At 42.0% G+C, this 26,060-nt stretch carries 30 protein-coding genes; 9 read left to right on the top strand and 21 right to left on the bottom strand.

What is annotated here, in order from left to right; all coding sequences use genetic code 11:
• Positions 1-222 precede the first annotated feature (222 nt).
• The gene (locus tag VMUT_RS12350; RefSeq protein WP_013605346.1) at positions 223-519 is read left to right on the top strand and encodes a hypothetical protein; all 297 of its coding nucleotides are present in this window, start codon (positions 223-225) and stop codon (positions 517-519) included.
• A 102-nt stretch (positions 520-621) separates the two neighbouring features.
• Positions 622-1,038, top strand: a complete 417-nt coding sequence (mntA, locus tag VMUT_RS12345; protein ID WP_013605345.1) for a type VII toxin-antitoxin system MntA family adenylyltransferase antitoxin — start codon at positions 622-624, stop codon at positions 1,036-1,038.
• Here the strand turns inward: mntA and VMUT_RS10245 are convergent.
• From VMUT_RS10245 to VMUT_RS10230, 4 genes are read right to left on the bottom strand one after another with little or no spacing between them, the layout of a single operon-like run.
• Positions 1,028-1,747: a purine-nucleoside phosphorylase gene (locus VMUT_RS10245; RefSeq protein ID WP_013605344.1), complete on the bottom strand. Its 720-nt coding sequence runs from the start codon at positions 1,745-1,747 to the stop codon at positions 1,028-1,030. The two genes, mntA and VMUT_RS10245, sit on opposite strands and share 11 nt — an antisense overlap.
• A 5-nt stretch (positions 1,748-1,752) precedes the next feature.
• A complete protein-coding gene (locus VMUT_RS10240) occupies positions 1,753-2,841 on the bottom strand; it encodes a DUF711 family protein (protein ID WP_013605343.1) in 1,089 nt (362 codons plus the stop codon).
• A 38-nt stretch (positions 2,842-2,879) separates the two neighbouring features.
• Entirely contained in the window at positions 2,880-3,803 is a 924-nt protein-coding gene (locus VMUT_RS10235) for an N-glycosylase/DNA lyase (protein ID WP_013605342.1), read from the bottom strand.
• 57 nt (positions 3,804-3,860) lie between these two features.
• Positions 3,861-4,025: a 30S ribosomal protein S14 gene (locus tag VMUT_RS10230; RefSeq protein WP_013605341.1), complete on the bottom strand. Its 165-nt coding sequence runs from the start codon at positions 4,023-4,025 to the stop codon at positions 3,861-3,863.
• Between the two features lie 82 nt (positions 4,026-4,107).
• On the opposite strand from VMUT_RS10230, the gene VMUT_RS10225 reads away from it, so the two are divergent.
• Positions 4,108-5,082, top strand: a complete 975-nt coding sequence (locus VMUT_RS10225; protein WP_013605340.1) for a 2-hydroxyacid dehydrogenase — start codon at positions 4,108-4,110, stop codon at positions 5,080-5,082.
• Positions 5,083-5,169: 87 nt separating this feature from the next.
• Here the strand turns inward: VMUT_RS10225 and VMUT_RS10220 are convergent, their stop codons facing one another.
• The 9 genes from VMUT_RS10220 to VMUT_RS10180 all read right to left on the bottom strand — a co-directional run bounded on the left by VMUT_RS10220 (position 5,170) and on the right by VMUT_RS10180 (position 14,258).
• Positions 5,170-5,427 carry a hypothetical protein gene (locus VMUT_RS10220; protein ID WP_013605339.1) on the bottom strand — a complete coding sequence of 86 codons (258 nt, stop codon included), beginning with the start codon at positions 5,425-5,427 and terminating at the stop codon, positions 5,170-5,172.
• Positions 5,428-5,503: 76 nt separating this feature from the next.
• On the bottom strand, positions 5,504-6,934 hold the full coding sequence (locus VMUT_RS10215; protein WP_013605338.1) for a DUF996 domain-containing protein: 1,431 nt from the start codon (positions 6,932-6,934) through the stop codon (positions 5,504-5,506).
• 63 nt (positions 6,935-6,997) lie between these two features.
• A complete protein-coding gene (locus VMUT_RS10210; protein WP_013605337.1) occupies positions 6,998-8,245 on the bottom strand; it encodes a DUF4346 domain-containing protein in 1,248 nt (415 codons plus the stop codon).
• A gap of 46 nt (positions 8,246-8,291) precedes the next feature.
• Positions 8,292-8,927 carry a zinc metalloprotease gene (locus VMUT_RS10205; protein ID WP_013605336.1) on the bottom strand — a complete coding sequence of 212 codons (636 nt, stop codon included), beginning with the start codon at positions 8,925-8,927 and terminating at the stop codon, positions 8,292-8,294.
• Positions 8,924-9,916 (bottom strand): dihydroorotate dehydrogenase, encoded by a 993-nt coding sequence (locus VMUT_RS10200; RefSeq protein WP_013605335.1) that lies wholly within the window; start codon positions 9,914-9,916, stop codon positions 8,924-8,926. The genes VMUT_RS10205 and VMUT_RS10200 overlap by 4 nt, the downstream gene beginning before the upstream one ends.
• Positions 9,897-10,508, bottom strand: coding sequence for an orotate phosphoribosyltransferase (pyrE, locus tag VMUT_RS10195; protein WP_013605334.1), 612 nt, complete (start codon positions 10,506-10,508; stop codon positions 9,897-9,899). The genes VMUT_RS10200 and pyrE overlap by 20 nt, the downstream gene beginning before the upstream one ends.
• A 4-nt stretch (positions 10,509-10,512) precedes the next feature.
• The gene (gene pyrI, locus VMUT_RS10190; RefSeq protein WP_013605333.1) at positions 10,513-10,992 is read right to left on the bottom strand and encodes an aspartate carbamoyltransferase regulatory subunit; all 480 of its coding nucleotides are present in this window, start codon (positions 10,990-10,992) and stop codon (positions 10,513-10,515) included.
• Positions 10,989-11,915, bottom strand: coding sequence for an aspartate carbamoyltransferase (gene pyrB, locus VMUT_RS10185; RefSeq protein ID WP_048057288.1), 927 nt, complete (start codon positions 11,913-11,915; stop codon positions 10,989-10,991). Before pyrB ends, pyrI begins: the two co-directional genes overlap by 4 nt.
• A 60-nt stretch (positions 11,916-11,975) precedes the next feature.
• Positions 11,976-14,258: a glucosidase family protein gene (locus VMUT_RS10180; RefSeq protein WP_013605331.1), complete on the bottom strand. Its 2,283-nt coding sequence runs from the start codon at positions 14,256-14,258 to the stop codon at positions 11,976-11,978.
• A 164-nt stretch (positions 14,259-14,422) separates the two neighbouring features.
• On the opposite strand from VMUT_RS10180, the gene glcV reads away from it, so the two are divergent.
• The 3 genes from glcV (at position 14,423) to VMUT_RS10165 (ending at position 17,751) form a co-directional block, all read left to right on the top strand.
• Positions 14,423-15,526 (top strand): glucose ABC transporter ATP-binding protein GlcV, encoded by a 1,104-nt coding sequence (gene glcV, locus VMUT_RS10175; RefSeq protein ID WP_013605330.1) that lies wholly within the window; start codon positions 14,423-14,425, stop codon positions 15,524-15,526.
• 52 nt (positions 15,527-15,578) lie between these two features.
• Positions 15,579-16,895: an adenosylhomocysteinase gene (gene ahcY / locus VMUT_RS10170; protein ID WP_013605329.1), complete on the top strand. Its 1,317-nt coding sequence runs from the start codon at positions 15,579-15,581 to the stop codon at positions 16,893-16,895.
• 61 nt (positions 16,896-16,956) lie between these two features.
• The gene (locus VMUT_RS10165; RefSeq protein ID WP_013605328.1) at positions 16,957-17,751 is read left to right on the top strand and encodes a helix-turn-helix transcriptional regulator; all 795 of its coding nucleotides are present in this window, start codon (positions 16,957-16,959) and stop codon (positions 17,749-17,751) included.
• On the opposite strand, the gene VMUT_RS10160 is transcribed toward VMUT_RS10165, so the two are convergent.
• A complete protein-coding gene (locus VMUT_RS10160) occupies positions 17,738-18,214 on the bottom strand; it encodes a hypothetical protein (protein ID WP_013605327.1) in 477 nt (158 codons plus the stop codon). The two genes, VMUT_RS10165 and VMUT_RS10160, sit on opposite strands and share 14 nt — an antisense overlap.
• A 62-nt stretch (positions 18,215-18,276) precedes the next feature.
• Here VMUT_RS10160 and VMUT_RS10155 point away from each other — a divergent pair, with 62 nt between their 5' ends.
• The 3 genes from VMUT_RS10155 to sucD are packed head-to-tail and all read left to right on the top strand — an operon-like array spanning position 18,277 to position 20,578.
• Positions 18,277-18,513 (top strand): hypothetical protein, encoded by a 237-nt coding sequence (locus tag VMUT_RS10155; RefSeq protein ID WP_013605326.1) that lies wholly within the window; start codon positions 18,277-18,279, stop codon positions 18,511-18,513.
• Between the two features lie 55 nt (positions 18,514-18,568).
• Entirely contained in the window at positions 18,569-19,693 is a 1,125-nt protein-coding gene (gene sucC, locus VMUT_RS10150; RefSeq protein WP_013605325.1) for an ADP-forming succinate--CoA ligase subunit beta, read from the top strand.
• A 6-nt stretch (positions 19,694-19,699) separates the two neighbouring features.
• The gene (gene sucD, locus VMUT_RS10145; protein WP_013605324.1) at positions 19,700-20,578 is read left to right on the top strand and encodes a succinate--CoA ligase subunit alpha; all 879 of its coding nucleotides are present in this window, start codon (positions 19,700-19,702) and stop codon (positions 20,576-20,578) included.
• Between the two features lie 31 nt (positions 20,579-20,609).
• Here the strand turns inward: sucD and VMUT_RS10140 are convergent, their stop codons facing one another.
• The 7 genes from VMUT_RS10140 to VMUT_RS10110 form a co-directional block, all read right to left on the bottom strand.
• Positions 20,610-21,203: a helix-turn-helix domain-containing protein gene (locus VMUT_RS10140; RefSeq protein WP_048057030.1), complete on the bottom strand. Its 594-nt coding sequence runs from the start codon at positions 21,201-21,203 to the stop codon at positions 20,610-20,612.
• 52 nt (positions 21,204-21,255) lie between these two features.
• Positions 21,256-21,840 carry an NADH-quinone oxidoreductase subunit I gene (locus tag VMUT_RS10135; RefSeq protein WP_013605322.1) on the bottom strand — a complete coding sequence of 195 codons (585 nt, stop codon included), beginning with the start codon at positions 21,838-21,840 and terminating at the stop codon, positions 21,256-21,258.
• A 93-nt stretch (positions 21,841-21,933) separates the two neighbouring features.
• On the bottom strand, positions 21,934-22,548 hold the full coding sequence (locus tag VMUT_RS10130) for an ACT domain-containing protein (RefSeq protein ID WP_013605321.1): 615 nt from the start codon (positions 22,546-22,548) through the stop codon (positions 21,934-21,936).
• Between the two features lie 149 nt (positions 22,549-22,697).
• A complete protein-coding gene (locus VMUT_RS10125; RefSeq protein WP_148224854.1) occupies positions 22,698-24,107 on the bottom strand; it encodes a hypothetical protein in 1,410 nt (469 codons plus the stop codon).
• Positions 24,073-24,522: a hypothetical protein gene (locus VMUT_RS10120; RefSeq protein ID WP_013605319.1), complete on the bottom strand. Its 450-nt coding sequence runs from the start codon at positions 24,520-24,522 to the stop codon at positions 24,073-24,075. Before VMUT_RS10120 ends, VMUT_RS10125 begins: the two co-directional genes overlap by 35 nt.
• A gap of 54 nt (positions 24,523-24,576) precedes the next feature.
• Complete coding sequence (locus VMUT_RS10115) at positions 24,577-25,035, bottom strand: archaellin/type IV pilin N-terminal domain-containing protein (protein WP_048057029.1); 459 nt, start codon at positions 25,033-25,035, stop codon at positions 24,577-24,579.
• Between the two features lie 58 nt (positions 25,036-25,093).
• On the bottom strand, positions 25,094-26,002 hold the full coding sequence (locus VMUT_RS10110; RefSeq protein WP_148224740.1) for a type II secretion protein F: 909 nt from the start codon (positions 26,000-26,002) through the stop codon (positions 25,094-25,096).
• Positions 26,003-26,060 lie beyond the last annotated feature (58 nt).

The following is a 26,060-nucleotide window of genomic DNA, read 5'->3' as shown; positions in this document are numbered from 1 at the left end:
ATTCACCATTATGAAATCTCTATTAAACCTTAACTTCATGATATTAAGCATTAAGGGTTATTAATGGGTTATTAGTTCATTTAATTGGTGATGTAAAGCGGGGACGGATCTGATGGATGAGGACCCAAGACCTGCGCGCTGACATGCCTTCATTAAGCCCCTGCAATTAGTATGTGCAAGGCTTTTAGCTTAAGTAAGGAGTGCATAATTTGGTATGGTAACGTGATAATTAATGATAAATTGGCGATGGATAGGAGTTATGTAAATATTCTAAGGTCGATTAGGGATAGAGCGAGGACTGTCGATGATTTGGATAGGGATTTGGCGCTTAGGGGTACCGTTGAATCCCTCATTAATGTCAGTATGAGGTTGTGTTCAATTATTAATCTTAATAAACCTGAGAGGTATAGGGATGTTGCGAGAATATTGGCGAACGCCAACGTCCTTAGTAATGAACTAGTAGATTGTTCGAGTTGTGGATTAGCCTTAGGAATGTGCTTGACCACGGCTATGCCGTGATAGATCCCCGAGAGATTACTTGAGGCTTTAAGTGAGATTGACGAGTTAGATAGGGTAATTAATGAGATTAGTAGTTTCATTAGGGATAGGTTAATAGATCCCTTGGATAATCAGCTCGCCATCAGTAATGAGGAATTGACAGATTTAATCAATAAGGCGAGGCAGGTATTAGAGGGGTTTGACTTTGTGCTGTTCGCGTATGTATTTGGATCGAGGGCGATTGGTAGGGCACGTCCAGGGAGTGACCTTGACATTGTCGTATTCACGGGCAGGGAACTAGACTGGAAGAAGCTCATGAGCATTATGATTACTTTAGAGGACGCACTTGGGCTTAAGGTCGACCTTATTCACCTTAATAAGGCATCACTGTCGCTTGCGTATGAGGTCGTGAGCAGGGGTGTCCTGATCCTAGATAGGGATCCTGATAGGAGGATTGATTTTGAGACTAGGATTATTAAGGAGTTCCTGAACTTCAAGCCGAGACTCGCTCAGTACTACAATGCAGTGCTTAATCCTTGACCATAATTAACGCGTTTAGCACAGCCCTCCCAACCCTGAGCACTACATCCCTCAACTCACTCGCCGTTAGGAACCTGCTCGCCTTATCCTCAGTCAGGTTATTACTCACTATGAGCACTGCCGCTGCCTTGAAATTCCTTACAAGGCCCAGTAGGAATAGTATTGCGGTCTCCATTTCAACGCCCAGGAAGCCCCTCGAACCAAGTACGTTGACCAGGTCCTCCTCCGCATAGAACGCATCGCTACTATATACCGGACCAACCCAGGGCTTCATATTCATCGACTCAAGACTCCTCACTAGCTCACTCATTAGGTGGTAATTGGGTATTGCTGGGTAGGCTATGAAACTGCCCAGGTATTGCGTGTATATTCCTCCGTAGTTGTATGCCGAGCCTGTGGGCACGATAACATCGCCAATGCCTATCTCCCTCCTAAGCGCCCCTGTGGTTCCAAGGCGAACAATGAACCTGGCGCCCATGCTTATTAATTCCTCAATAACGATGGCAGCGGATGGAGCTCCAATTCCGTGGGTTGCCACGGTGATGTCAGTATCATTGTACTTGCCTGTGTATGTTATTAATCCCCTATTCTCATTAACGAGCTTCGCACCGACGAGCAACTCGCTTAATTGCCTCGCCCTCTCTGGGTCACCGACTATTACCACCCTCTTAGCAATATCCCCGGGATTAACCCTTAGGTGTATTGGCATGAGAGTCATCTCATCATATCGAGTACTGGCGCCTTACCGAAGTCACCAAGGTCAACCTCAGCCTCATTGCCTGGGTATGGTATTAACCTAAGCCCAATCGACCTACGCTTAATACTGACTATCGCATGTAAATCATTGATTAACCCCTTAATGAGAGGTAACTGATTACTCGGTATTGGTACCATGTCAACACCCGCGACACAGGTCATTGTATACTTGACAAGCTTGGAAAATGTGATTAGTCCCTCCCTAGCCCTAGCCTTAAGCCGCTCATCCTCAGCAAGCGGTAGCATTACCTCGTTAAACCCCGTAACCCTGAATCGACCGGATACCTCCCAGATGGCCTTGTTCAATTTATAAATGGCGCTCAGCGTGCCTGGCCCACCGAATTTAATTCCGTAAATCCTCTCAACTGCATCAATAACTGACTCCTCACCCCAGGGTGATAATGAAGCATCAATGCCCAGGTAATCAACACCTAATTCACCTGCAATTTCCCTACCAATGTCCTCAGCAGTCTTAAATACCCCGGTAAGGTCATTATGTAGATTACGCTCATCACTTAACTCGCTTGGGTAAAGTATTGATAGAGCTATGCCGTGGCTATTGTTGAGGTTTATCGAGTCTGGGTAGTATGGCGTGAGTATTACGTCACCAATTAGTGCCGCAATTCTCCTGGATAAGGCCCATTGATTAAGCTCCACGAGTCTCCTAAGCACGTTAGTGAAAAGTTCTGTGTTGTAATCATTAAGCTCCTTAAAATCACCAACCCAAATACTCAAGTAACTCCCTGACTTAATGAATGCATTAACCACCCTCTCTAACTCGAATTTTGTATTCATCGCTATATTGAGCGATGCATGGATATAACCAAGGTCGGCACTTGCCTTATTTATCGTTGTTGATAATTCCTCAAAGTTCCAAAGCGGCTCTATAAAGGGTAGTGTAACTCTCCAGGTCCTTATTTCAGTTCTTCTCCTTCTACTAATATCGCTTATTACGTTACGTAGCTTAACCAATTCCTGCCTAAACTCATCAGTATTAATCCTACTACCCTCTACGGGATAAAACAATGTAACTGCGCGGATAATCATTACCTAGCAGTAGTTTATGCTTCATTTAAGCATTGTCATCAATAGTAATACGTTAGGTAATGATTATGCTCATTAATGAATGAACCCCTAGCATAGGCACTGCATAAACCTCTCAACGGACACTTATCACACTGTGGCTTATCCCTTATGCATATTGTTCTGCCAAGTCTCCATAAAAAGTCATCAATTGCTATTGGATCTAACTTACTGACTCTAATCACAGCATCCCAAGCATCACGGACGGCCAGCCTAAGCTCAATATCAAGCTCCCTACTGAGGTGCATGTCACGTCTCATTAACTCGAGCACCCAATCCTCAAGCCTAACTATACCCAGCCTATAGGCGATCCTCGTAAGATGATTATCAATCGGCAACTTCATCTCCTGCGGCTTAATCTTAAGTAGGCCACGTAGTACCAGGAACTTTATTAATAAGTACGCCTTCTTCCTGACCGGATCCTCATATCCAGCCATCATTGATAACCTATCAATCAACTCCTCAATACTTGAAACATGGAACAACCTAATGGTTGTGCCGTAGTTCCTAAATACGTGAGAACCAACATCCCTGAGCAGATAAGCCCTAACCCCATAATCCCAAACAGGCCCATAATCACCAACGAGCCAATCCCTAACAACGGTAGGATCAAGCCTCCTCAGGTTGGCAGGGCTGAAGAAGGAACTATCTCTATTGAACATCTCCATACCCAATCTCCAAAGTAGGTCAGAGCCTGTGAAGATCTCATCACCAATTCGCCTAGTGAATTGCCTATCCCCAATGTTTGTCCTGTGATCTATAGCCACCATGGCAATGAAGTAATTATACGTGGCCTCAACATCCGCATCCCTCGGCGGGTAAAATCTTAGGTCAAAGGCATCAGACCTATGTAGATCTAGAGATGTTAAGGCCCTGGCTACCTCAATAATCCTGTCCAGGTTTAGTGTTGCTGGTATCCTAGCCATAATTAACTGATACACTAGGTGCTTATAATCCCTACGTAATTAATGAGAAGAGTAAAACTAGTAATACTTCCTAAATCCCAACTGTGGCGCGACCTCCCTGAAGCACCTCCTACATAGGTAAAGCCCATATTTCCTAATGACTGCCTCATGAGTACCACACCTTTGGCACATAATCACTGCCCTCCCATACTTACGCTCCTTCGGTGGCTTTATCTTTGCCATTCACGTAGACGAGAAAAGCCCAGTTAAAAAGTATTTTGCTCCTAAAAACATTAAATAATCAGGTAAGTACTGCCTCACTAGGATGACAACAACCATAGTTAGTACAGTAGAATTACCCGATAAAGCTAGGGAACTATTACGTAATTATGATATAGACCTCTATGAGTTACCGAGACTGAGTAAGGATGAATGGACAGATGTGCTGTCCAGGACTGAAGTACTAATGTGCTGGTGCGGTAGGGAATTCAACCTGGCCGATAACATTAATTCCATGAAAAGACTAAAGGTTATACAGACATACTCTGCAGGTGTTGATCACTTACCATTTTCTGTAATACCAAGTAATATTGAGGTATATAGTAATGCAGGTGCATATTCAGTGCCTGTTGCTGAGCATGCGTGGGCAATGATACTAACGCTGGCTAAGGGATTACATAAACCCGTACTTAACGCAAAGGATTACTTGGGCAATGAAATAACAAGCCCACGCAAGATTATTGAATCGATATTACTCGTCCTCGGTACCGGTGGTATCGGTAAAGAGATCGCAAGAATTGGAAAGGAGGGATTTAGAACCCATAACATTGGTATTAATAGAAGCGGTAAGTCCGCTGAGTACTTCGATGAGGTCTACCCAACGAGTAAATTACTTGATGCATTACCAAGGGCTGATATAGTAGCCATAACATTACCACTGAATAAGCATACCAGAGGTCTAATCGGTAAGGAGGAACTTAGGGCATTAAAGCGCGGCGCAATAGTGGTGAATGTTGGTCGTGGTGATGTGGTTAAGGAGGAAGATCTATACGAGGTTCTTAAGGAGAGGCAGGACATTAGATTCGGCACAGACGTCTGGTGGGTACACAATGACCATGAGGAAATACCACCAAGAACACCACTAATCACATTACCTAATTTCCTAGGAACACCACACATAGCAGGTGGGGCACAGATGGAGATAGCCGAGTATGCGATGATTAGGGCTGTGGAGAATGTCATTAGGTACATCAAGGGAGAGATACCTATGAATAGGGTTAATAGGGATGATTATGTTTAGGACATGCTCATGAATCAATGGGTTATTCAATTTCCATTTAGAGATTTCTAATCATATGAGTAAAATCAACATAACTCACCGTAGTACCTACTCCTCCCAATATTCACCACCATAACCAATAACGACACCCAAGTAATCATAGATCAAGCCCCTCTTGACAGCCTCCTCGTAAATCCTCCAAATGCGCTTAGTACTGACTAACCCTACGTAAAACCCCTCCTTCTTGAGCTCAGCCTTAACCTTGTCAGGGAAGTCGATGGGTCTTATGAAGGGTTCCTTAGAGAATAACTTAAGCATGGCATTAAGTATATCGCTGTTATGCGGATATGGCTTCTTCCTAACCATCGTACCTCAACTAAATGCTGTAGCTCTATCTTTCTTTATATTGCTTAGCTATCACGGAATTACTTATTTCACTTCATTAAATTGTACGATTACTAATTCTATCTGCTAAATGTCTCAGTAAATCCCCATAGAACCTACGGTCGTAAATTACGTAGCATATAAATACAGGTAAATAAATCGTTAACAGTAAATTTACGTAATTAATAGTGGATTTTGTGAATGATCCATTAACATTATTGACTAGGATTATTGCTGTACTATTTATCATAAACCTCAACTTGGTATAATTCATGGTATAGGTCTCTAGGAAGTACGTCTTGTGTATTTTCGATATTGCCATTATTGTTATGTTTGCTGGTAATACATAATTTGCTCCATTTACTAAGCAAGTAAGTAAGAACCCGTTTAACACTTGATAATTACTACTGTGAGACATTGCTGGTGTATAAATCCACGATACCTCATCACCCTTCATCGACATCATAACCGAAGACCCTTGAAACGCGGCCTCCTGCTGCTGAGCAAATGGGTTTAATTGATAATACATGGGAAGACCAGGTATTGTGTACATTATTTTTCTTGTACTTCCTGGCTCTACTGCCAATATTTCCAAGCAATTCCCCATGTTGATACTAACCTTAATGTAGTATGGCTTAGGTACCGCCATTATATAACCAAGTATTGTAATCGTATTGCTTGAGTTAATCAGTCCAATCGATATCATGGTATACCTTGGATTCATCAAAGACGTTGTAAAAAACACGGGGTGCTTACTGGCGAATAGCGTGAGCATTGCAATGTTTAAGCCATAGTACTGAGGGTTAACGTTAAGGATTGATGATAACGTAACTAATGTTAATAGTGATATCATTAATGACCAAGCAATTAAACGTAATATGCGTGTCACATGAAGCTTGGCATGAACGTGATCCTTAACCTCTCCCCTAAGTGTTAACCAACCTATGAGCATTAATACGTAGGATAATATCATGAATATGGCCCCAACCAGAACTACGTACAGCACAGCGCCTATCAGCATTAATAAACCGGCATATCTAAGTACTTTATTACCCAGGTTTGAGAACGAACGGTATATGTAATAAGCGATGAGTATTTCGAACGGCCACGTTGCGACTAATACGGCGTATGTGAAAGCTATTTGGTTTGATGGATACCTAAGCCAGATAGGCATTGAAGGCGTTACGTACATAGTAACCACACCTAGTGAATTTATTGTTACCTTCAATGGTCCATATAGTGCGTAGATTATCCCCGCGACTACGTAGTTAAATACTAATATGCCGATCATTAATGATAATGCGGTCTTTATGTCTTGGTAATGACCATTAAGGTTCAGCTCCTTATAAGCAATCATCAATAGTAGTAACGCAATTACCTGTAACACTCCATGCCCTGGAAAATCAATTACACCTATGATGAAAATAAGGGCTGACAGCACACCCATAGTCTTGAGCCTAGCGATACTCACAGTAGAATCATTGCCCATAGTGACGCATCTAACGCGTATTCTAAAATCTGGCTCTTTTATTTTTCTTAAATTAATGAATGCTCATAATTTATCTTGCTCGTAATCCCTAAGTAGGAATGCCCTCGCTAATTCCTTACCAAGGTACATGGCATGTGCGTAGTTTGTAAAGTGGTTACTATTCTTTAGTGCATTGTATGCCTCCTCAAGGGAGCGAAATGAAAATCTCCTATGCAGGGCATTTGTGATAGGTAACCTATGCTCAACAACCACGGAATCACCCTCCCTCATCACTAGGAAATTGCCCCTCGGATCCTCCACGAACTCACTAAAGACGCTTGAGTTCCTCCTCACGAACTCCTCAGCCCTGTCAAGATCCTTGGCGTATATCCTGGCTGAGAATGGCACTAACGCCATAGAACCCACGCTGTACCATGCATTGAACTCCCTATTTATGGTTTCAACAACCCTCTTCGCCAGCGACCACCATCTATACAACTGCCTACACCAATCATTAAATACATCGACACTTTTTATATAGACTAGTTGATTATAGTAATCACTACTTATGACTCCCTGAACCAAGTAATCACCGCCGTAATAAACAGCGCCCATTGAGTATGGGTTAACCCTCAACTCGTTAATCAATGTATTAACCAACTCAGCAGGTGGTTCAAAGTCCCTAAGCCCAACCTCACTAAGCCTTCTAAATGGGTGTGGCTTACCCATTGAGTCTATGACCACTAATGGCGTTATTAACTCCCTATAATCACCCTTATCAAAACCGTAATTAAGCACTAAGTCGACAAGCTTAACCCAGGACCTATAGGTATCCCTCTCATATACGAATCCACCGACTAATGGTAATGCCCAACCACTACCATACTCTTGCTCATTGATATCTGTGTTTATTAATGACCTAACGGGTTTACGCCCAGGCCTATAATTCTCGTGAATGACCCTTATTAACGCATCCGTATTACGTGCCTTAAATGCCTCCCTAAGGTCTATCACTTTTATTGTAGACCTAACACTATCTGCAATGTCTTTACCTACAAGTAATACGTCCAATGCGCCATCCCTGAAAAAACGAATTAATAAGTCGCCAACACCATTATAGTCAAGACCAAACATTATCAATGTATCAATCCAGTTAATCCTAGCCAAGGTAGTTATCATGTAGTTAATACCGACCGGCGTATATAAATTGCCAATAATACTAACGAACCTTATTGAATCCCTTAGTAATTCCTTAACCTGGTTAATACTGCTCCATAGTGTTACAATGGCTATGTTGGAATCCTCATTAATCACCTCGTAATTAAATTTCACGGCAGTACTAAATGCGTAACTAAGTTATAATTCTTAACCGCATTGATTAAATGAAGCTTAGTATGTATGGCACTATCAATGCGATCGATATAACGAATGCAAGGGCCCATATCCTAATGTCCCTCCTGAATACCCTAAAGCCATCAAGCATCATACCAGGTAAGGCAAGTGGTATTAAGTTAAAGAAACCAAGCCACGCATTGGTGGCATAAATTAGGTATGCATAGGCGGATAATGAACTCGGCAGCACCAACCAAAGAGCCAGGAACACCACGGCAAACACCATATTAGTTGCTGGACCAGCAAGGGCTATCTTCAACTCATCCCTTCGTGATGGATAACCCCACACTTTGGGTCCAATTACCGTAGCCCCAGGCAGGGCTATAATGAAGTGAAAGAAGGAGGTCGCTAATGCAAGTAGAAGCCCAATCCACCAAGCCCTGAAATAGGCTATGTAACCCAACCTCCTGGCCTCCTCCCTATGCATTAATTCATGACCAAGGAAACCAGTTAGCACTGCAATGAATGTTGCTATTAAACCGCCCAGGCTTAATAGTGTATTAAAGAGTAGAGCGAAGGCTATGGTCATAGCAATGAGGGAAATCACAATATCCCTAATTTCATGCCTATAGGGCCTAAACGGTACTCCATAACCACCACTACCCCAATAATTAAGATTCATCGACACGTGTTGACTAAATAATTATTTAAAGCCTTTTCACTCAGTTTCATCAATATCTCTTTAAACAACCTATTAAATGCGAAGGGACCCTCATAGGCGAATGCCGTAACTACACCAACCAAATTCGCACCACTCCTTATTAAATCAATTACCTGCCAACCATAGAGGACACCACCAAGCCCAATAATTAGGTTTCTAAAACCCCACTTTCTGACCTTACTAACTAATGACCTAATGATCGGGTATATTGGGTATCCACTTAACCCACCATAACCAACAGATATCCTGGATTCCTTGACTGGTAGGGTATTCGCTATTGTTAGTCCAAATCCACGCTTATTGACAGTGTTTGTTATCCACCTATAGAAATCAATATCAACACCAAGAGGTAACTTAACGAATAATGTCCCTGAAAAGGACTCAGCATACCTAAGTAGTTCACCTAAGTAATCTCTATCTGATACCCATGAACCACGATATGTGGGACTACTTATATTCAACTCCACGGCATCCACACCATAACCCCTCAATCTATTAAGCATATAAATGAACTCGCTAATTGAGAAGCCCGCTAAGCTAATGATAACGTAAGTATTGAAATCACGCACCTCACGAAGTATGCTAGGTAACCTGCCCAGGAAATCCGCGAAACCTCTTGATGATAAACCCATGGCATTAACCATGGCCCTCAAACTAGGATACTTAACAATGCGAGGCTTGGGATTACCAGGACGTGGTTTAAGCGTTACTGAACCGATAGTTATGAACCCAATGCCTGTCCGTACAATTCGCGGTGTTAGGAACCCATCCTTATCAATACCTGCACCAAGCCCTATTGGATTCTTGACTAATTTATCACTAATTTCAACGGGCATTTCAATGCCGTAACCACGGTAATTAATAATACCACTTCTAATAAGTACATGAGATGACTCATAGGTAAACTCAGGAGGTAAGTAATTAAGTAATTTAAGCACCTGTGCTAACACGATTCTTCACCAAGTACTCAATCACTGAGTTACGTAATTCATTGCTTACTAATCCATTATTAACGAGTACATCAATCATATCAATAACACTAAATAATGCAAACGCATTAATGCCCTCCCTCCTTATAGCATTAAGTCCACCTTGTTCCCTATCAATGAATACCGCGGCCACAACAACATCACCACCATGATCCCTAACAATCCTAATGGCCCTTATTATTGAGTTACCCGTGGTTATTACATCATCGATTACCGCAACCCTCATACCTGTTTTTAAATCGCCCTCAATCAGTTTAGCTGTACCGTGTTCCTTGACTTCCTTCCTAACGTATACTATGCCCTTATTTAGTTCGTATGCTATCATTGATGCCCACGGAATACTGGCTGTCTCTATGCCCGTTACAACATCGATGTTAAACGCAGATAATGATTCAGCCATTAACTTAACTAATCGCTTATAAATACCTGGGTACGTTATTGCTAGTCTCAGGTCAATATAGAATGGGCTCTCAATACCGCTCGTTAATTTAAACCTCCCGAATTTTATTGCCCCAACCCTATATAAGTCAATTATTAATTCCTCATTAAGCATGGTATCACGCAAGTCCAAAGTACTTCTCAATATCGCTGAGTTCATGTATTGTCCCGCAGTACTCACATACTAACTTGAGTGGTTCCCTGGATATCACACGGAATCTATTCCTCACGGGCTCCCTCTGCTGATTAGTAATACACCTCGGGTTCTTGCATTTCAATAATCCCTCTATCACGTCTGGTATTGATACCTTGAACTTACTAATAACCTCGTAATCCCTGATTATGTTCACCGTAGCCGTAGGCGCAACAAGAGCCACTAGATTAAGTTCATCCTTGGTCAATTCCTTATCCTCTATCTTAACAATATCCTTAGTACCTAACTTCCTACTCTCCACATTCATAACAAGAGCCACCCTAAATCCTTCACGACCACTTATACCCAATAACCTAAGCACGAGCAATGCCCTACCCGCTGGTATATGATCAATCACAACACCATTCCTTATCTTACTAATTATTAACTCGCTCTTACTACTCATGACTTATCACCAGCAAGGACTAACTTAAGCAAGGCCATGCGTAATGGCACACCTAAACCAGCCTGCTTAAAGTACTTGGCTTGTGGCATGCTATCCACAGTGAAGTCGACCTCATCAACTCTTGGAAGTGGATGAAGTATTATTAGGCTTGGCTTACTCCTCTCAATCAACTTAGGCATGACCTTATACGTGCCCTTAACCCTCTCATACTCCATTGGATCAGGAAACCTCTCCCTCTGAATCCTAACGATATAAAGCACGTCCAAGTCATTAATCACGTTGTATGGATCATCAGTCCAATCATACTTCATATCCCTTGATTTCATGAATTCAATGAGTTCCTGCCTAGGCTTGAGTAGCTCTGGCGATATTAAGTGAAGCTTAATCCTGTAGTAGGACAGGGCTTGGATTAATGAATTAACTACCCTGGCATACCTAAGGTCACCAAGTATGCCGATCGATAGGCCATCAATAACCTTAAACTCCCGCCAAATCGTGTACAGATCAAGCATTGCTTGTGTCGGGTGATTCTGCGAGCCATCACCTGCATTAATCACCGGTGACCCAGCAATCTCAGCTGCGAATTTAGCGGTTCCCTCAAGGCTATGCCTAATAACTATGGCGTTGGCATACGCGTCAAGCATCCTAATGGTATCAGCTAAGTTCTCGCCCTTAACCATTGATGTAGCCTCAGTACCACTGAAACCAATCACCTTACCACCAAGCCTGAGCATGGCAGTCTCAAAGCTAAGCCTAGTCCTAGTGCTGGGCTCAAAGAATGCCAGGGCAAGGACCTTATCACCAAGAATATCAAGTTTTGACTTAGCATACTTCTCCATGTTCAAAGTCTCGGAAAGCAAGACCTCAAAATCCTCCCTACCGAAATCCAGCACGCTTATGACATCCCGATTAAACCAGGACAAGAGACCCACCAAAACGTCAATTATTAAATTAATAAAGGTTTCTTCGAATTTTAGGGATATTTATGGGCTTAGTATTCTGGCGTTGAATTTACCGCTATGTATGACCCTAATAATATTACTTGATACCACCTCATACTTACAGCCATCGCAATAAACCTCCTTGGGAATAATTGGTGAATCGATTAATAATTCGTACTGCCCATCAGTAATGGGTTTACCTGGACCATAATAATTAATCACCACTTCCTTACCCTTCATTGAAGCATTTACGCCCTTTACTAAGCCGTATATCGTCAATATATTACTTGCCGTAATACCCCGCCTTAATAGTTCAATGGGCATTCCCCTAAGAAGTATTGGTGTTTCGAACTCGTCATTTATTACTAGGTCCCTAATGAGCATTATGAAGTCCGCGGCGGCCCAACCATGTGGTGCATCACCCTGCCCACCCCTCTCAGTGATTATTGATATTCCCTCAGCCCAGCCGTAGGTTGGTGATACATGGTTAATAATCCACGTTAAGTACCTACTAACTCGGTCCCTATCGCCGAGTATTGCCCAGGAATGTGCTAGGTTCATTGTCAAGTAACTACCATAGGTACCCCATTGATGAGTATTAACGATACCGCCATTAATGCCATAAAGCTCCTCAGTCATCTCAAGCGTTCTCCTAATCAGTGGATTATCTAGTGGTAATGCCATTGTTGGCCATACAACTGCAATGACCCTAGTCATTGCAGAATCAGCTACCCTTTCTGGAGCTGGTACCATGTAATCAATACCAAGCCTTGACCTAACAACGTTTATGGAGTTTATTAAAGCATCTGTGAATTCCCTACGTAATCTTTCAATCCAATCATAATCCTCATGACTAATTCCCCTAATAACTCTACCCAACTCCCTTAAACCAGCAATGGCCCACATGTCATCCCAATAATGGTGATCCATGGGCCCCGTATCCTCCGCAGACCAGGATGGAGGTAACAATCCCCTTATTGACTCATCACCAGTTAATTCCCTATTTGCCTCCAACCACTCAATCCCACGCCTGATGATTGGATACCATCTCTTTAATGATTCGTAATCCCCTGCAAGTTGGACATACTTACTCACGGCCCACAGGACTTGCCCATTTGCATCATACTCCCTCAATTCAAAATCAACCGCCTTAAAATAACCACTGGGATCGATCCTCCTCAGTAATTCCTCAACAACCGCCTTACCCATATCGATTAGATTGGACTTCGTAAGCGCAGTAGCCATGTAGGAACCATCCCTAACCCAAAAGATGTGATATATTAATGGACCAGGTGTTATCCTGCCACCATCCCAAAGCATCACCAGGTTTGCTATTGATTGACGAGTAACATCACCAATAATACTATCACCCACGGATATTGAGAAAACTCTTTCATTTATGGAATCCCAGTTATGTAATTCCGCTTTTACGTCACTATCATCAACAGCCTTAATCAAGGCCCTATTATGTGGAGTATTCCTGAGAGAATCTATTGGCGCCTTAACCCTCAACTTCCACTCACCATAAGTATTAATTACGGCATTAAAACCAAGTGCAGCATGTGCCCATCCCAGTTCATCATTAACATAAAGTTCACTGTTAAGCCTACCGAGGACCGCATCCTCGCTGGCATCCTTATTCACATTATAGGAACCAAATTGCGCTGGTTCTTGGTCAGTGGTTAATACGAGCTCTCCATCTATCGTTATGAACCATCCATCACCCTCAACACCAGCACTTTTCACCTCAACAATATGATCAACGTTGTAGGGTCTCGTCACTAGATAAATAACGTAATTACCAGGTAGGCCAATTAACCTAACATCAGTGATTAATACATCAATCCCAGACCTATTGGCAACGGTCGACCTAGCAATAACCCTCAGGGCACCTAAATCCCATTCATTAATTATTACAGGGTAACCAGGCCTCTCTAGGTATTGCTTAAATGAACCATGTAAGCCCGGCATGTATAACCTTGAACCATCATAAACCCATACCTCAAATGCAACGTTTTTCCTGGTTACGAAAAGCATTGTTGGGTCTATCATGGCCTCATTAGTGCCTTGTACCGTACCAACCATACCCCAATCCTTAAAGTGAACGTTCCTAAAAGGCATTAATTGAGCTGGTTCAAAACCCCTACTGCCAGGCTCTAATTGTGACCGTAACCACCTCGGCCACGCCCAATTAGGTCTTTTATAGTAAAGACCCATTATAAACATTGAACTGCCAAAACTATTAATGGCGGATTCAATGAACTTATCAATCTCTCTACCCCATATTTTAGCCGCATACTCGAACCTTTTACTAATACGATACATATTTATTGATTAACGTATTAATTAAGGCGTTTTTAATAGATTCCCCCCAAATACCCTTTCCTAAGGTTAAGGTAGGTATAATCATTACTATAGGTATATTAGTTAAACCCAACCTTATTGGAAAAATTTATTTTCATTTAAATTAATCAGTAAGTTGTAGGACCATGGTGAGGGTTTATCTTCATGAAGTTACGAAGATATTTGGAAAAAGCGTAGTAGCACTTGACAAGGTAGAACTTGAGGTTAAGTCTGGCGAGTTCATGGTCGTCATGGGGCCATCAGGTCACGGAAAAACAACACTACTCAGGATCGTTGCTGGCCTTGAGGAACCCACTGATGGTGAGATTTGGATTGGTGATATTCTCGTAGCATCACCTGGGAAGGGGATCTTCATACCACCAAAGGACAGGAATGTGGGCATGGTATTCCAGAACTGGGCCCTTTATCCGCACATGAAGGTCTTCGATAATATAGCATTCCCACTTAGGCTAAAGAGATTGCCTAGGAATGAGATTGAGAAGAAGGTTAGGGAGATTGCCGAGATCCTCGGTATAGCCGAAACCCTCGATAGGTATCCAAGGCAGTTATCGGGTGGCCAACAACAGAGAGTTGCGATCGCGAGAGCCTTGGTTAAGGAACCCCAGGTACTCCTCATGGATGAACCATTCAGCAACCTCGACGCTAGGATTAGAGTTACAGCTAGGGCATTTGTGAAGGACATTCAGAGGAAGCTCGGCATAACCACGATACTCGTGACCCATGACCCAGCCGACGCATTAACATTGGCCGATAGGATTGCGGTGCTTAGGAGAGGCGTTGTTCAACAGATAGGTCTTCCTAGTGAGGTTTATGATAAGCCAGCCAACATATTCGTTGCAAGCTTCATAGGGGACATAAATCTGTTTGAGGGTTCAATAATTGGTAAGGGTAATGAGACATACTTTGATGGCGGTGATGTAAAAATGCAATTACCACCAAACATAGGCATACCAAGTAATGAGAGTGCTATTCTTGGGATAAGGCCTGAGGATATTGTTTTATCAAAGGAGATAATTAGCAATAATGACCTAATATATGTCGGTAAGGGTATTGTGGAGATCTCCGAATTCGCAGGTGGTAAGTTTAATGTAATGGTTAAACTACAAAGTACTGAGATAAGGGTTGTTTCATCAACTAGTTTTAGGCTTGGTGAAATGGTCCATGTTTACTTTAATGCACAGAGGATAAAGGTATTTGATAAACAGACCGAGAAGTTAATATATGGATAGTAAAAATTGTTAAAGTTTTAATACCTAGGGTTAAATCATCGTATTGACCTAAATGTCATATAAGGTAAAGGACATATCACTTGCCGAGAAGGGACGCCTACTCATTGAGTGGGCTGAGAGACATATGCCAGTTCTGATGAAAATTAGGGAGAGATTCACTAAGGAGAGACCTCTTGAGGGTATTAAAATATCGGCTAGTCTCCACGTTACTAAGGAGACAGCAGTCCTCGTTAGGACCCTAATTGCTGGTGGTGCCACGGTTACACTAGTACCATCAAACCCTCTCTCCACGCAGGACGAAGTTGCCGCTGCATTGGCCGAGGAGGGTGTGCATGTGTATGCATGGAAGGGCATGAATGAGAAGGAGTATTATAATGCAATTGGTTTTGCGGTTTCGCAGGAACCCATGGTTACCATGGATGATGGCGCCGACTTAACGGTAACACTACATAAACTGGCACTTGGCGTTAAAAGTAATGAAACTAACTATGCAGTGGAGACCGCTGGGAATAAGGACTTTGGTAAGTTAATAAATAATATTTATGGTGGTACTGAGGAGACGACTACTGGCGTCATTAGGTTGAGGGCAATGGCCAAGGAGGGCACACTTAAGTACCCAATAATTGCCGTTAACGACTCATACACCAAGTACCTATTTGATAATAGGTATGGGACCGGTCAATCAACATGGGATGGGATACTGAGGGCTACGAACATACTAGTCGCGGGCAAGGTAGTCGTTGTTGCAGGCTATGGTTGGGTCGGTCGTGGAATAGCCATGAGGGCTAAGGGACTCGGTGCGCGTAGAGTAATAGTTGTTGAAGTAAATCCAGTGAGAGCCCTTGAGGCTGTCTTTGATGGCTTCGAGACCATGCCTATGAGTGAAGCTGCTGAGATTGGTGATATATTCATAACGGCCACTGGCGATATAAATGCAATAAACCTGAATCACATACTCAAGATGAAGGATGGGGCGGTACTGGCTAATGCAGGTCATTTTAATGTGGAGATTGATGTAACCGGTCTAGAAAGAGTGGCTGCTGAGAAGAGGAAGATTAGGGATTATGTTGTTGAGTATCAACTACCCAATGGCAAGCATATCTACCTACTTGCTGAGGGTAGGCTCGTTAACTTGGTAGCCGCTGAGGGCCATCCAAGCGAGGTAATGGACATGTCCTTCAGCAATCAGGCACTTGCTGTTGAGTACATAGTTAAGAATATAGGTAAGCTACAACTCGGTGTTCATAAGCTACCCGACGAGCTTGATATGGAGGTTGCTAGACTCAAGCTTGAGACCATGGGCATAAGGATTGACCAATTAACAGAGGAACAAAGGCGCTACATAAGCAGTTGGGGGCTTGGCACGTGAACATGGGCATTAAGGGAAACTTTTATAGCTTATGATAATTATTAAAACCTGTTAATTAACAATGGTGATTATACCATTACTACTAACTTGGATAATAACACTATATAGTAATGGTACATCAACGGTGAATCTCAACACCACATTAACGGGGGAATTCATAACGCTTCAACTTCCTGTTCAACCACAATCATACATGATGGTTCTAGTTAATGGGTCTGTAACCGCGTACATGATTAATGGAACATCAATAGTAATACCCGTTTTAGGCACGGCAAATGTGACCATAACATACGTACCCAAGATATTTGTAGAGAATAACTTCATTGGAATGGATGTGGGCAACACCACCGTGGAAATAATCATACCAAATAATATACTTATAGCAAACATAACGCTATCATTGATGGGCATGAAGATGATAAATAATGAATTAGTAATAATGGCTAAGGGACCAGGTGAGTTCCTATACACGGTAATGCCGATATCAACGACTCAAAGCTCTACGTCAAGAGCATCAGCGCATATGCATTATTATGAATTCCTTACAATAATCATGATTATAGCGATAATCGTAATAGTTGCGCCTATATCGTATGCATTAATAATGAGACGTGGAAGAAGAACTGAGGAGACATCTACTTCTATAACCGCATTAAATCTTAGTGATTATGAAATGTCAATATTAAAGTACCTAGGGTCCAAGGGAGGCTCTGCATTTGAGATTGACATTTCAAGGGACCTGGGCATACCGAGGACAACCGTATGGAGGAGCGTCAGGAGGCTTGAGAATCTCGGCCTTGTTAGGATTACTAAGGTTGAGGGTAAGAATATGGTTACATTAGTTAGGAATAAGTGATGTTAATTGACCTTATTATCCCAAGGAATGAATAAATAATACTCTTAATTAATTCATTACTTACCCCCTGTGCTAATTCATTGAATTTCTCAATCCATGAATTATCACCCCTTATGAATAGGGCTGATGCCATAATCAGTGACTGGGTAAGGCTTGATAGGTCTTCATTATTAATCGCATTTCTTAATAACTCAATATGATCCGTTGTTAATGATTCATTATTAACAATCCTAAGCAAACCAAGGCCTAGGCAATAGAGGGCGTAAAGAGTAGACGCCCTTTTTAGAGCCTCTCCCGTTAGTTCCATCGTTTCGATCTCAGAGACCGTATACATGAACTCCTCATGCAGCAATTCCACAGTTGATGATATGTAGTCCCTATTACCTGTCCTAAATGCCGTGATCAAGGCATTAACTATTTCATTAACTCTCAACTCCTTAATTAAATCATTCATTGAACTCATTAAGCACACCTTACTACGGAGATAAATTAAAATTAAGTGGTTCCCTGATACATTGCTTAATTATGGATAAACTTGAGAGCAGAATTAGGATGTACATTACTAGGTATATGAACTCCGATAAGTTTGGTGGTAAGGTATTCGTTATTCACGGGAATGATACTAGAGAGTTTATGGACCTAAGTGAGGCGAGGAATGCCGCACTTTCACTACCAGGCGTTTCAATAATAATTGCCGTACCAAAGAAGGATGAGGCCGATGAGACATTCATTAGGTTTGTGAGACTACTTAGGGAATCTTAATTGCGTCTATAAATAATGTAAATGCTTAAATTAAGGCTAATTTGCGCAGTTTAACGTGAGACTCCTCGAGTATAAGGGTAAGGAATTACTGAATAAGTATGGCGTTAAGATACCCAGGGGCGCCATAGTCAAGAGCCTTGATGACGTACAGGTACTAAAGGCATTGAAATTCCCATTATTCGCAAAGTCTCAAGTACCCTTCGCTGGTAGAGCTAAGATGGGTCTAGTAAGGAGGGTCGATACGATTAAGGACGCAGAGAACGCAGCCAGGGATTACCTGGGCAAGGTAATCCAGGACTACCCAATTAGGAAGGTTTTGTTTGAGGAGGGTGTTAATGTAGCCAAGGAGCTCTACGTATCGATAACACTGGATAGGGAGAACAGGGGTTACCTAATGCTGGCCTCCACTGAAGGTGGTATTGATATCGAGGAGGTTGCCAGGAGAAGCCCTGAGAAGATAATTAGGCTCTACATAGATGATTATGAGGGACTTAGGGACTACATGATCAGGGGTGTGGCACAGAAGCTTGGTTTAGAGGGATCCGCGGCTCAGGACTTTGCAACTGTGGCTAAGGCAATGTATAGAGTATTCACGGAATATGATGCAGAGCTTGTGGAGATAAACCCACTGGCATTAACAACTGATGGTCAATTAGTAGCCCTCGATGTTAAGGTCATGATTGACGACAACTCATTGTTTAGGCACCCAGACATTAGTGTTGAGGATAGTGACTACACAATGGAAGAGCTTGAGGCTAGGAGGTACGGGCTTCACTACGTGGAGTTGACGGGTTACGTGGGAATCATGGCCAACGGCGCCGGTCTAACAATGGCAACAATGGACCTAGTTAAGGAGTTTGGCCATGAACCGGCTGATTTCTTAGATGTTGGTGGTGGAGCCAGTAAGGACTCCGTTAGGGAGGGGTTAAAGATGCTTTTAATGGATGATAGGATAAAGGCAGTCCTAGTGAACATATTTGGGGGAATAACGAGGTGTGATGAGGTGGCGAGGGGTGTGGTTGAGGCTTTGAATGAGGTTAAGACCAATAAACCAATATTCATTAGGCTGAAGGGCACTAATGAGGAGGAGGGTAGGAGAATACTGACTGAGGTAGGGCTTAAAACCTATGAAACGGCTGAGGAGGCAATGGAAGCACTATCAAGGGCAATTGTGAGGTGATGGGGCATGGCAATACTCGTAAATGAGAACACCAAAGTCCTGGTCCAGGGAATAACGGGTAATGAAGGCTCAAGGCACGCGCAATACATGCTTCAATACGGCACAAAGGTAGTGGCTGGAGTAACACCAGGAAAGGGCGGACAGACAGTACAGGGAATACCCGTATTCGACACCGTGGAGGACGCACTGAGGAAGTTCCCAGACATAAACACGTCGATAATCTTCGTACCAGCCCGATTTGCCTCTGACTCAGTCTATGAGGCAATAGATGCCGGCATCAAGCTAGTCGTGATAATCACGGAACACATACCAATACACGACGCATTAAGATTCGTCAACTACTCAAAGAGGAAGGGAACCACTATAATAGGTCCGAATTGCCCAGGAGTCGTGAGCCCACTAAAGTCCAAGGTCGGCATACTGCCAAACCACATATACACGAAGTCGGGGCCGGTCGGTATCGTATCAAGGAGTGGAACACTAACCTACGAAATATCCTACCACCTAACCCAAGCGGGTATTGGTCAATCTACTGTCGTCGGCATTGGTGGAGACCCAATAATTGGTACTGACATGCTCGAGATTGTTAAGATGTTTGAGGAGGATCCGGAGACAAAGTACATAGTTGTTATTGGGGAGATTGGCGGAACAATGGAGGAAAGGCTTGCTCAATACATAGGGTCTGGGAAGGTTACGAAGCCCGTGGTAGCCTACATATCTGGTAGAACAGCACCACCAGGCAAGAGGATGGGTCATGCAGGAGCCATCGTCAGTATGGGTATGGGATCCTATGAAAGCAAGGTAAAGGCTTTTCAGGAGGTTAACGTACCTGTGGCAAGAACACCAACAGAAGTAGTTAAGTTGATAAAGCAATACGCACATTAAAACCAATCCACCAATCTAGTTAAAACATAAATCATAAACCATTATTAACATGCAGATCAATATAGTCATTAAGTAGTATCTTGACCAAGCCTTCATTAATTATCGTACTAATTAACTCCAGATAGGCGTCGGCAGGTGTTATGGACGTGATCGTAATACCAAGAGACTTACTAATACTCCTAATGTTATTAGTACACTCCTGAAGTAATGGGCACCTAGGGCAAGCCTTAGGTGACTCCTTACCATTAATAATCACAAGACCAGCCTTCTGATCAACAATCGCACCCTTATCATTAAGAACCTCAAGAACAGCATAGTCACCAAACTCCCTAACCCTATAAACAAGGAATATCGTGGCTGCTAGGTAATAACCACCATCCTTCCTAACCAACCAACCACGCTTAATAAGGGCGTTTAAGTACCTAAAGACCTTGGCCCTGGGCATGTTCAACCTCCTAACAAGCTCCGTGGGACTAGCCACACCAAAGGCAATGAGCTTAAGGAGCTTAGCCCTATCAAGCTGAACACCAAAGTCAAAATTATACTCACTAAGTATACGAATACCACCACTAATTACGCTCGGGAACTTAGGAACCCTAATACCAACTCTAACTTTAATACTCATCAACAAGAAAACAAAAACTAAGTATTAACCAATTACTCCCAAAACCACAGAATCATGCCGATGAAGACTCAGCCGCAGCGGTAGCACCACCAGACTGCTCAATAACCTTATCAAGCTCCTCAAGTCTCCTCTTAATCTCGTCCTTAGGTAAGGCGATCTTCAATAACCTGCCATTCTTAATCTCATACTTAATAACCCTCTCAGACTCGTCATAAATATACTCAGGAGACCTAGACATATCCTCAGGCTTAAACTTAACCTCGTCAAAATCAACATAGGCAATATCGTGAATAGGCGTTGGTATTAAGGCACCCACTGGGCAAGCATCAACACAGAAGTGGCACAATATGCACTCAGTATACCTAATACCAGGGTAGAACTTCCCATTAGGAGCCCTGTACATTTGAATTGCGTTCACTGGACAAGCCCACGCACACTGGAAACAGCTTATGCACTTCTTAATATCAAGCATTATCCATCCTCTGAATCTTTCAGGTACCCACCTTACTTCTCGTGGGTATTGTATCGTTAGCCTGTTGGGTTCTATGGCTTCCTTGAATCCCGTGATTAACGCCTTAGCGTGGTAAACGATATCCTCAGCAAGCGTACCCCTAGGCTCCTTAATCTTAATAACCACATGACCAAAAATAACCTGAGCATTTTAAGCTTTGTCTCAGGATAAACCTTCTTGAGCATTTCGAGTATTCTATTATGTTCCTTAATAATTCATTTAAATATACTGTAATGATTTAGCTGTGGCTATGTATGTGTTGTTGTGTTTGTTTATTGTTATTGTGTAGAGTTTTGAGTATGCTGTGTTTATTAGTCCGTGTATGTAGCCTTCTGTGAAGGTCGTGCTTAGTTCTTCGTCGAATGGATTTGTGAATTCTATTTTTATTTCGTTTCTCGTTGCTTCTAGGTTTTTGAATATTAATCTGTTGTATGCTGTGGCTGTGTATAGATAGGTCTTTATTGTCGTTATTGGATCTCCTATGGGTATTTCTGTGACTACGGATTTTGCATATTCATAGCCGAGCCTGTAGAGTATTCTTTCTACTTCTTTAGCTCCTATCTGCTGTAGTACTGCCTTGAATGCCGTGAGGAGTTGTCTTTGGGAGAGAGCGAGCGGCGGTGCTGATGTGTTTATGATCCCTAATGCTTCGATGTCTATAATGGTGCTTAGATCATGGGTTATTTCATTTATATTATCTTCTATGTTAAGCATTAATGCGTATGAGTTTCCGATTATGTTTCTTATGTTGATGCCTTGCTTAAGTAATGATGCTGTTATTTCGTTTAGTATTCCTGGTCTATCCCTGACCACCTTTATTAGTAGCCAGTGCATTATTTCTATTTGTTATTCTTCCAGATTTAAATCTTAGCATGATATTATTAAAAACACATACATGAATCTATTTTTAATATCAAATTATTGATTATACACGGGCTAGAAGTTATTAAAAGTAGAAAAGAAAGCTCACATTAACGACCTTATTAATTACCGATGCATATGTAGTCCCAGTAAGCTACGCCTTGAAACTTATAGTAGCCTTGATATGGATTTGGTAGGTAGATACCGATGCCTACGTATTGATACGTTGGATTGCCCTGTATGTAATTGCTTACGGTTAGTATGTAGTTTATCCATGTATTTGCAAGTATTGTGCCTCCCTTAATATTAATTACGTTATTTCTATTTACATTAAATAAATTCTGTATTGCAACATCTAAATTGTTCATGACCCCACTTCCTGATGGGCTGGGGGTTGCTGTGTTTGATGACCAATAGATGATTATTGCTTTGCCACTGTTCGTTATAACGAAGAAGAAAAACACTGTGCCATTAACGTTAAATTGCGTTGGGTATAAGTAAGCGGATACGTATGGGTAATTACTAACTTTTATTTTTAAGGAGGAGACATCATAGTAGTATGTAACTACGTAGTAGCTTTGTGAACCGAATTCCTCAATGGCGTATGTATATATTGGGTTGGAGGCGCCTGCAATGTCTCCTTGAACCGCCGTAACGCCCCAATATGGGTTTGAACTACCTGAAGGATAAGTAGTGACCTGAAGGTTATTTAGTGTTGCGTTTCCTACATATCCGAATGCCATGTTTTGGCTTTGGCATGGTGTTGGGAGAGATACTGAGGCGCTTGGTGGTTGTTGCACGCTTATTTGTACAGGGAATATTACCTCTGTGTAATTATTCACAAGTACTGTTACTGATATTGTCATTGCTCCGGTACTCGTTATGCTGATCGGTATTGTTACTGTCGTTGATCCTCTTGGCGGTATTATTGTGCTGTTTTTTATGGTGTTTCCATTTATATTAGTTATTACTGTGGCATTAACCCAACCAGTGGAGTTGTTTGTGAGTAATATGGCTGCTTGCACCGTACTTACTGAGCCTAGGTAGACTACTGATGGTGTAATTACGCTTGCTTCTATTGGTCCTCTGTAAAGGTTTATGTTTAGTGTTAAGCCGTTACTTGTTGGTATTGATATTATCAGGTTTCCTGTTCCTTCATTAATTAATGCATTTGGTACCGTTACGTATATTGCGCCATTATTAATTACATAACTGCAATATTGCATGTACTGCGTATTTCCTGTATCGTACTTACACACAGCCATGGCATTACTAAGTGGCGTGACACCGCTTATCTTTATGGCAATTACATAGTTGTTACCCACAGTGTTAAAGTTGCTAAGTGATGCACTTGCTTCAGTACTCATAAGGGATTCTAATGATTGTTGTTTTTCCATTACGTACTTACTAAAGCCATTAAGCACTGAGTAAATTATGGCGAGAGCCGTTATGACTATTATGATTATTATCACCATTACGTACAGCTCCCCCGAACCCCTACTGCCCAAGCTCACCCTCGGCTGTGAATCCATCACAGGAGACCACCTTTACTTCGTAGTTTGTCTCGTACAGTATGTTTAGGTTTGTGTAATTTAGTATTGCCACTTGTTCTGGATTCAGCCTAATTATTGGGTTTGTTATACAGTTACTTGTTGTGGTTATTTGGTATATAGTGGATTCATTGAGTATGTATATGCTTGATATCTCGCATGGCGTATTGCCATAATTATAAATGGCTATGCTTATGGAGCCTATAGACGAAACTGAGGCATTAAAGGCTATGCTCATTATTGTGAATTCACAGGAGTGGGTAAGGGCATTTGCCAGCGAGTACCCGAGTGATTCTATGTATCCGTAGAAGTAGCCAAAGATTAGGAGACTTAGGGCTACAGCTATGACTAGCAGTATTGTTGCACCTACAACCTCACTAATACCGGAGGAAACCATAAGAAATCACTTATGATGCGATTTTGACTTAAAATGCTCAACGTTTTCACCTGACTACGATGATGCCACCACGGATGTAGTGTATTTAGTACCGCTTGATGTGACGAATAATAAATCGTAAGCTGTCCCCTGACTTATACTGCATGTTGATGGCAATCTTGCTGTAATCTCTACTGTTGACCCAGGATTTATTGTGGTTTCAGGAATTGTTATATTACACAGCAGGTTGCCATTTGGTGAACTTAATATGTAGATGTCTGCTATTGTTACTGGTACTGTGCCGGTGTTCTGTACGTAAGCCGTTAATCCATTACTAGCCGATAGACTTGCCGCGGTTACCTGAAATTGCTCTGGTGTTGCCATTGAGCTTACCTTGGTTGTTGTCGCTGTTAAGTATCCACTGAACCACATGTAGAGTAGTACTGCGGCTACCACTGTTATGACTATTAGTAGTATAGCCGCCACTATCGGTTCTATACCCAGGCTTTTTCTGTTATTTCTATTCTGCATCATCAATTCCTAATTCACGTACATCTTTATAAATCTATCTTTCAATTTATCGAATCTTTTTTCACACGGTGTGTAGGTATATCATTACGTACATTACGTAATTTACTAAGGTTATGGTAATTATTAAAATTGATGCGTGTAATAAGCCCACTATTGGTCTTCCATAAACTATTCTCCCAATTATCAAGCCAGCAATTATTGATTGCACCACGCCACTTATTACTATGATTGATGAGAATAATTGTACATTAATCATGGAGATTGTTGGTGTTGCGATGCCACCAGCCGATACACTAACCGTTATCTTACTTATGCTTGGTACCATTAGGTAAATTACTATACCCGCGAGTACTATGTATATTGCCATTACCACGTATATCAAGGCTAGGTACGGCTTAACCTGGCTAGCCTTATCTAGGTAATAACTTACTGTGTCCTCAAAGGACTTGTAAGCCATGTCTAGGGTTTCCTGGAGTCTAGCCCCTGACTTTATTGCCGTATCAAGCATTACTGCGAGTATTGCTAAGTAATTATTGCCAAGCTCCCTAGATATCCTGGTCAGGTCCTCCTTAATTGTTATTATGCCCATGCTTTCCTTCATAATTGACTCAGCAAGTATCCCGCTTAATCTGCCTCTGCCAACCTTAGTGAGCATTTCTGCAATGTTACTTAAGGACTGACCTGAACCTAAGCCATCTCTGAGTATCCTGATCACTGTGGGTATCTCCATGAGTATTTCATTATTCTCTCTCCACAGTCTATATTCGGTGATAGATAGTGGTAGTAGTTCGATGGCTATGGCTATAGCAGTCAATGTAGATCCCAATATACTGTAGGGTATTGGTACGTCCAGTACTAATCTATCAATACTTACTTGAACAAAACCTCTTGGCAATAGTACATATGGTACTATAATTGTAATTACTACAGCTATCATCGTCATTAGATAGAGAGTTGTTCCTCTTTGCATGTTAACGCCTCAAGTTAATAAGTTCAGTTTCAAAATTATAAGTCTAAATTTTAAAATT

Source organism: Vulcanisaeta moutnovskia 768-28, assembly GCF_000190315.1.
Lineage (GTDB): Archaea > Thermoproteota > Thermoprotei > Thermoproteales > Thermocladiaceae > Vulcanisaeta > Vulcanisaeta moutnovskia.
The sequence above is the reverse complement of the archived record's forward strand: the minus strand, read 5'-3'. Positions and strand labels throughout refer to the sequence as shown.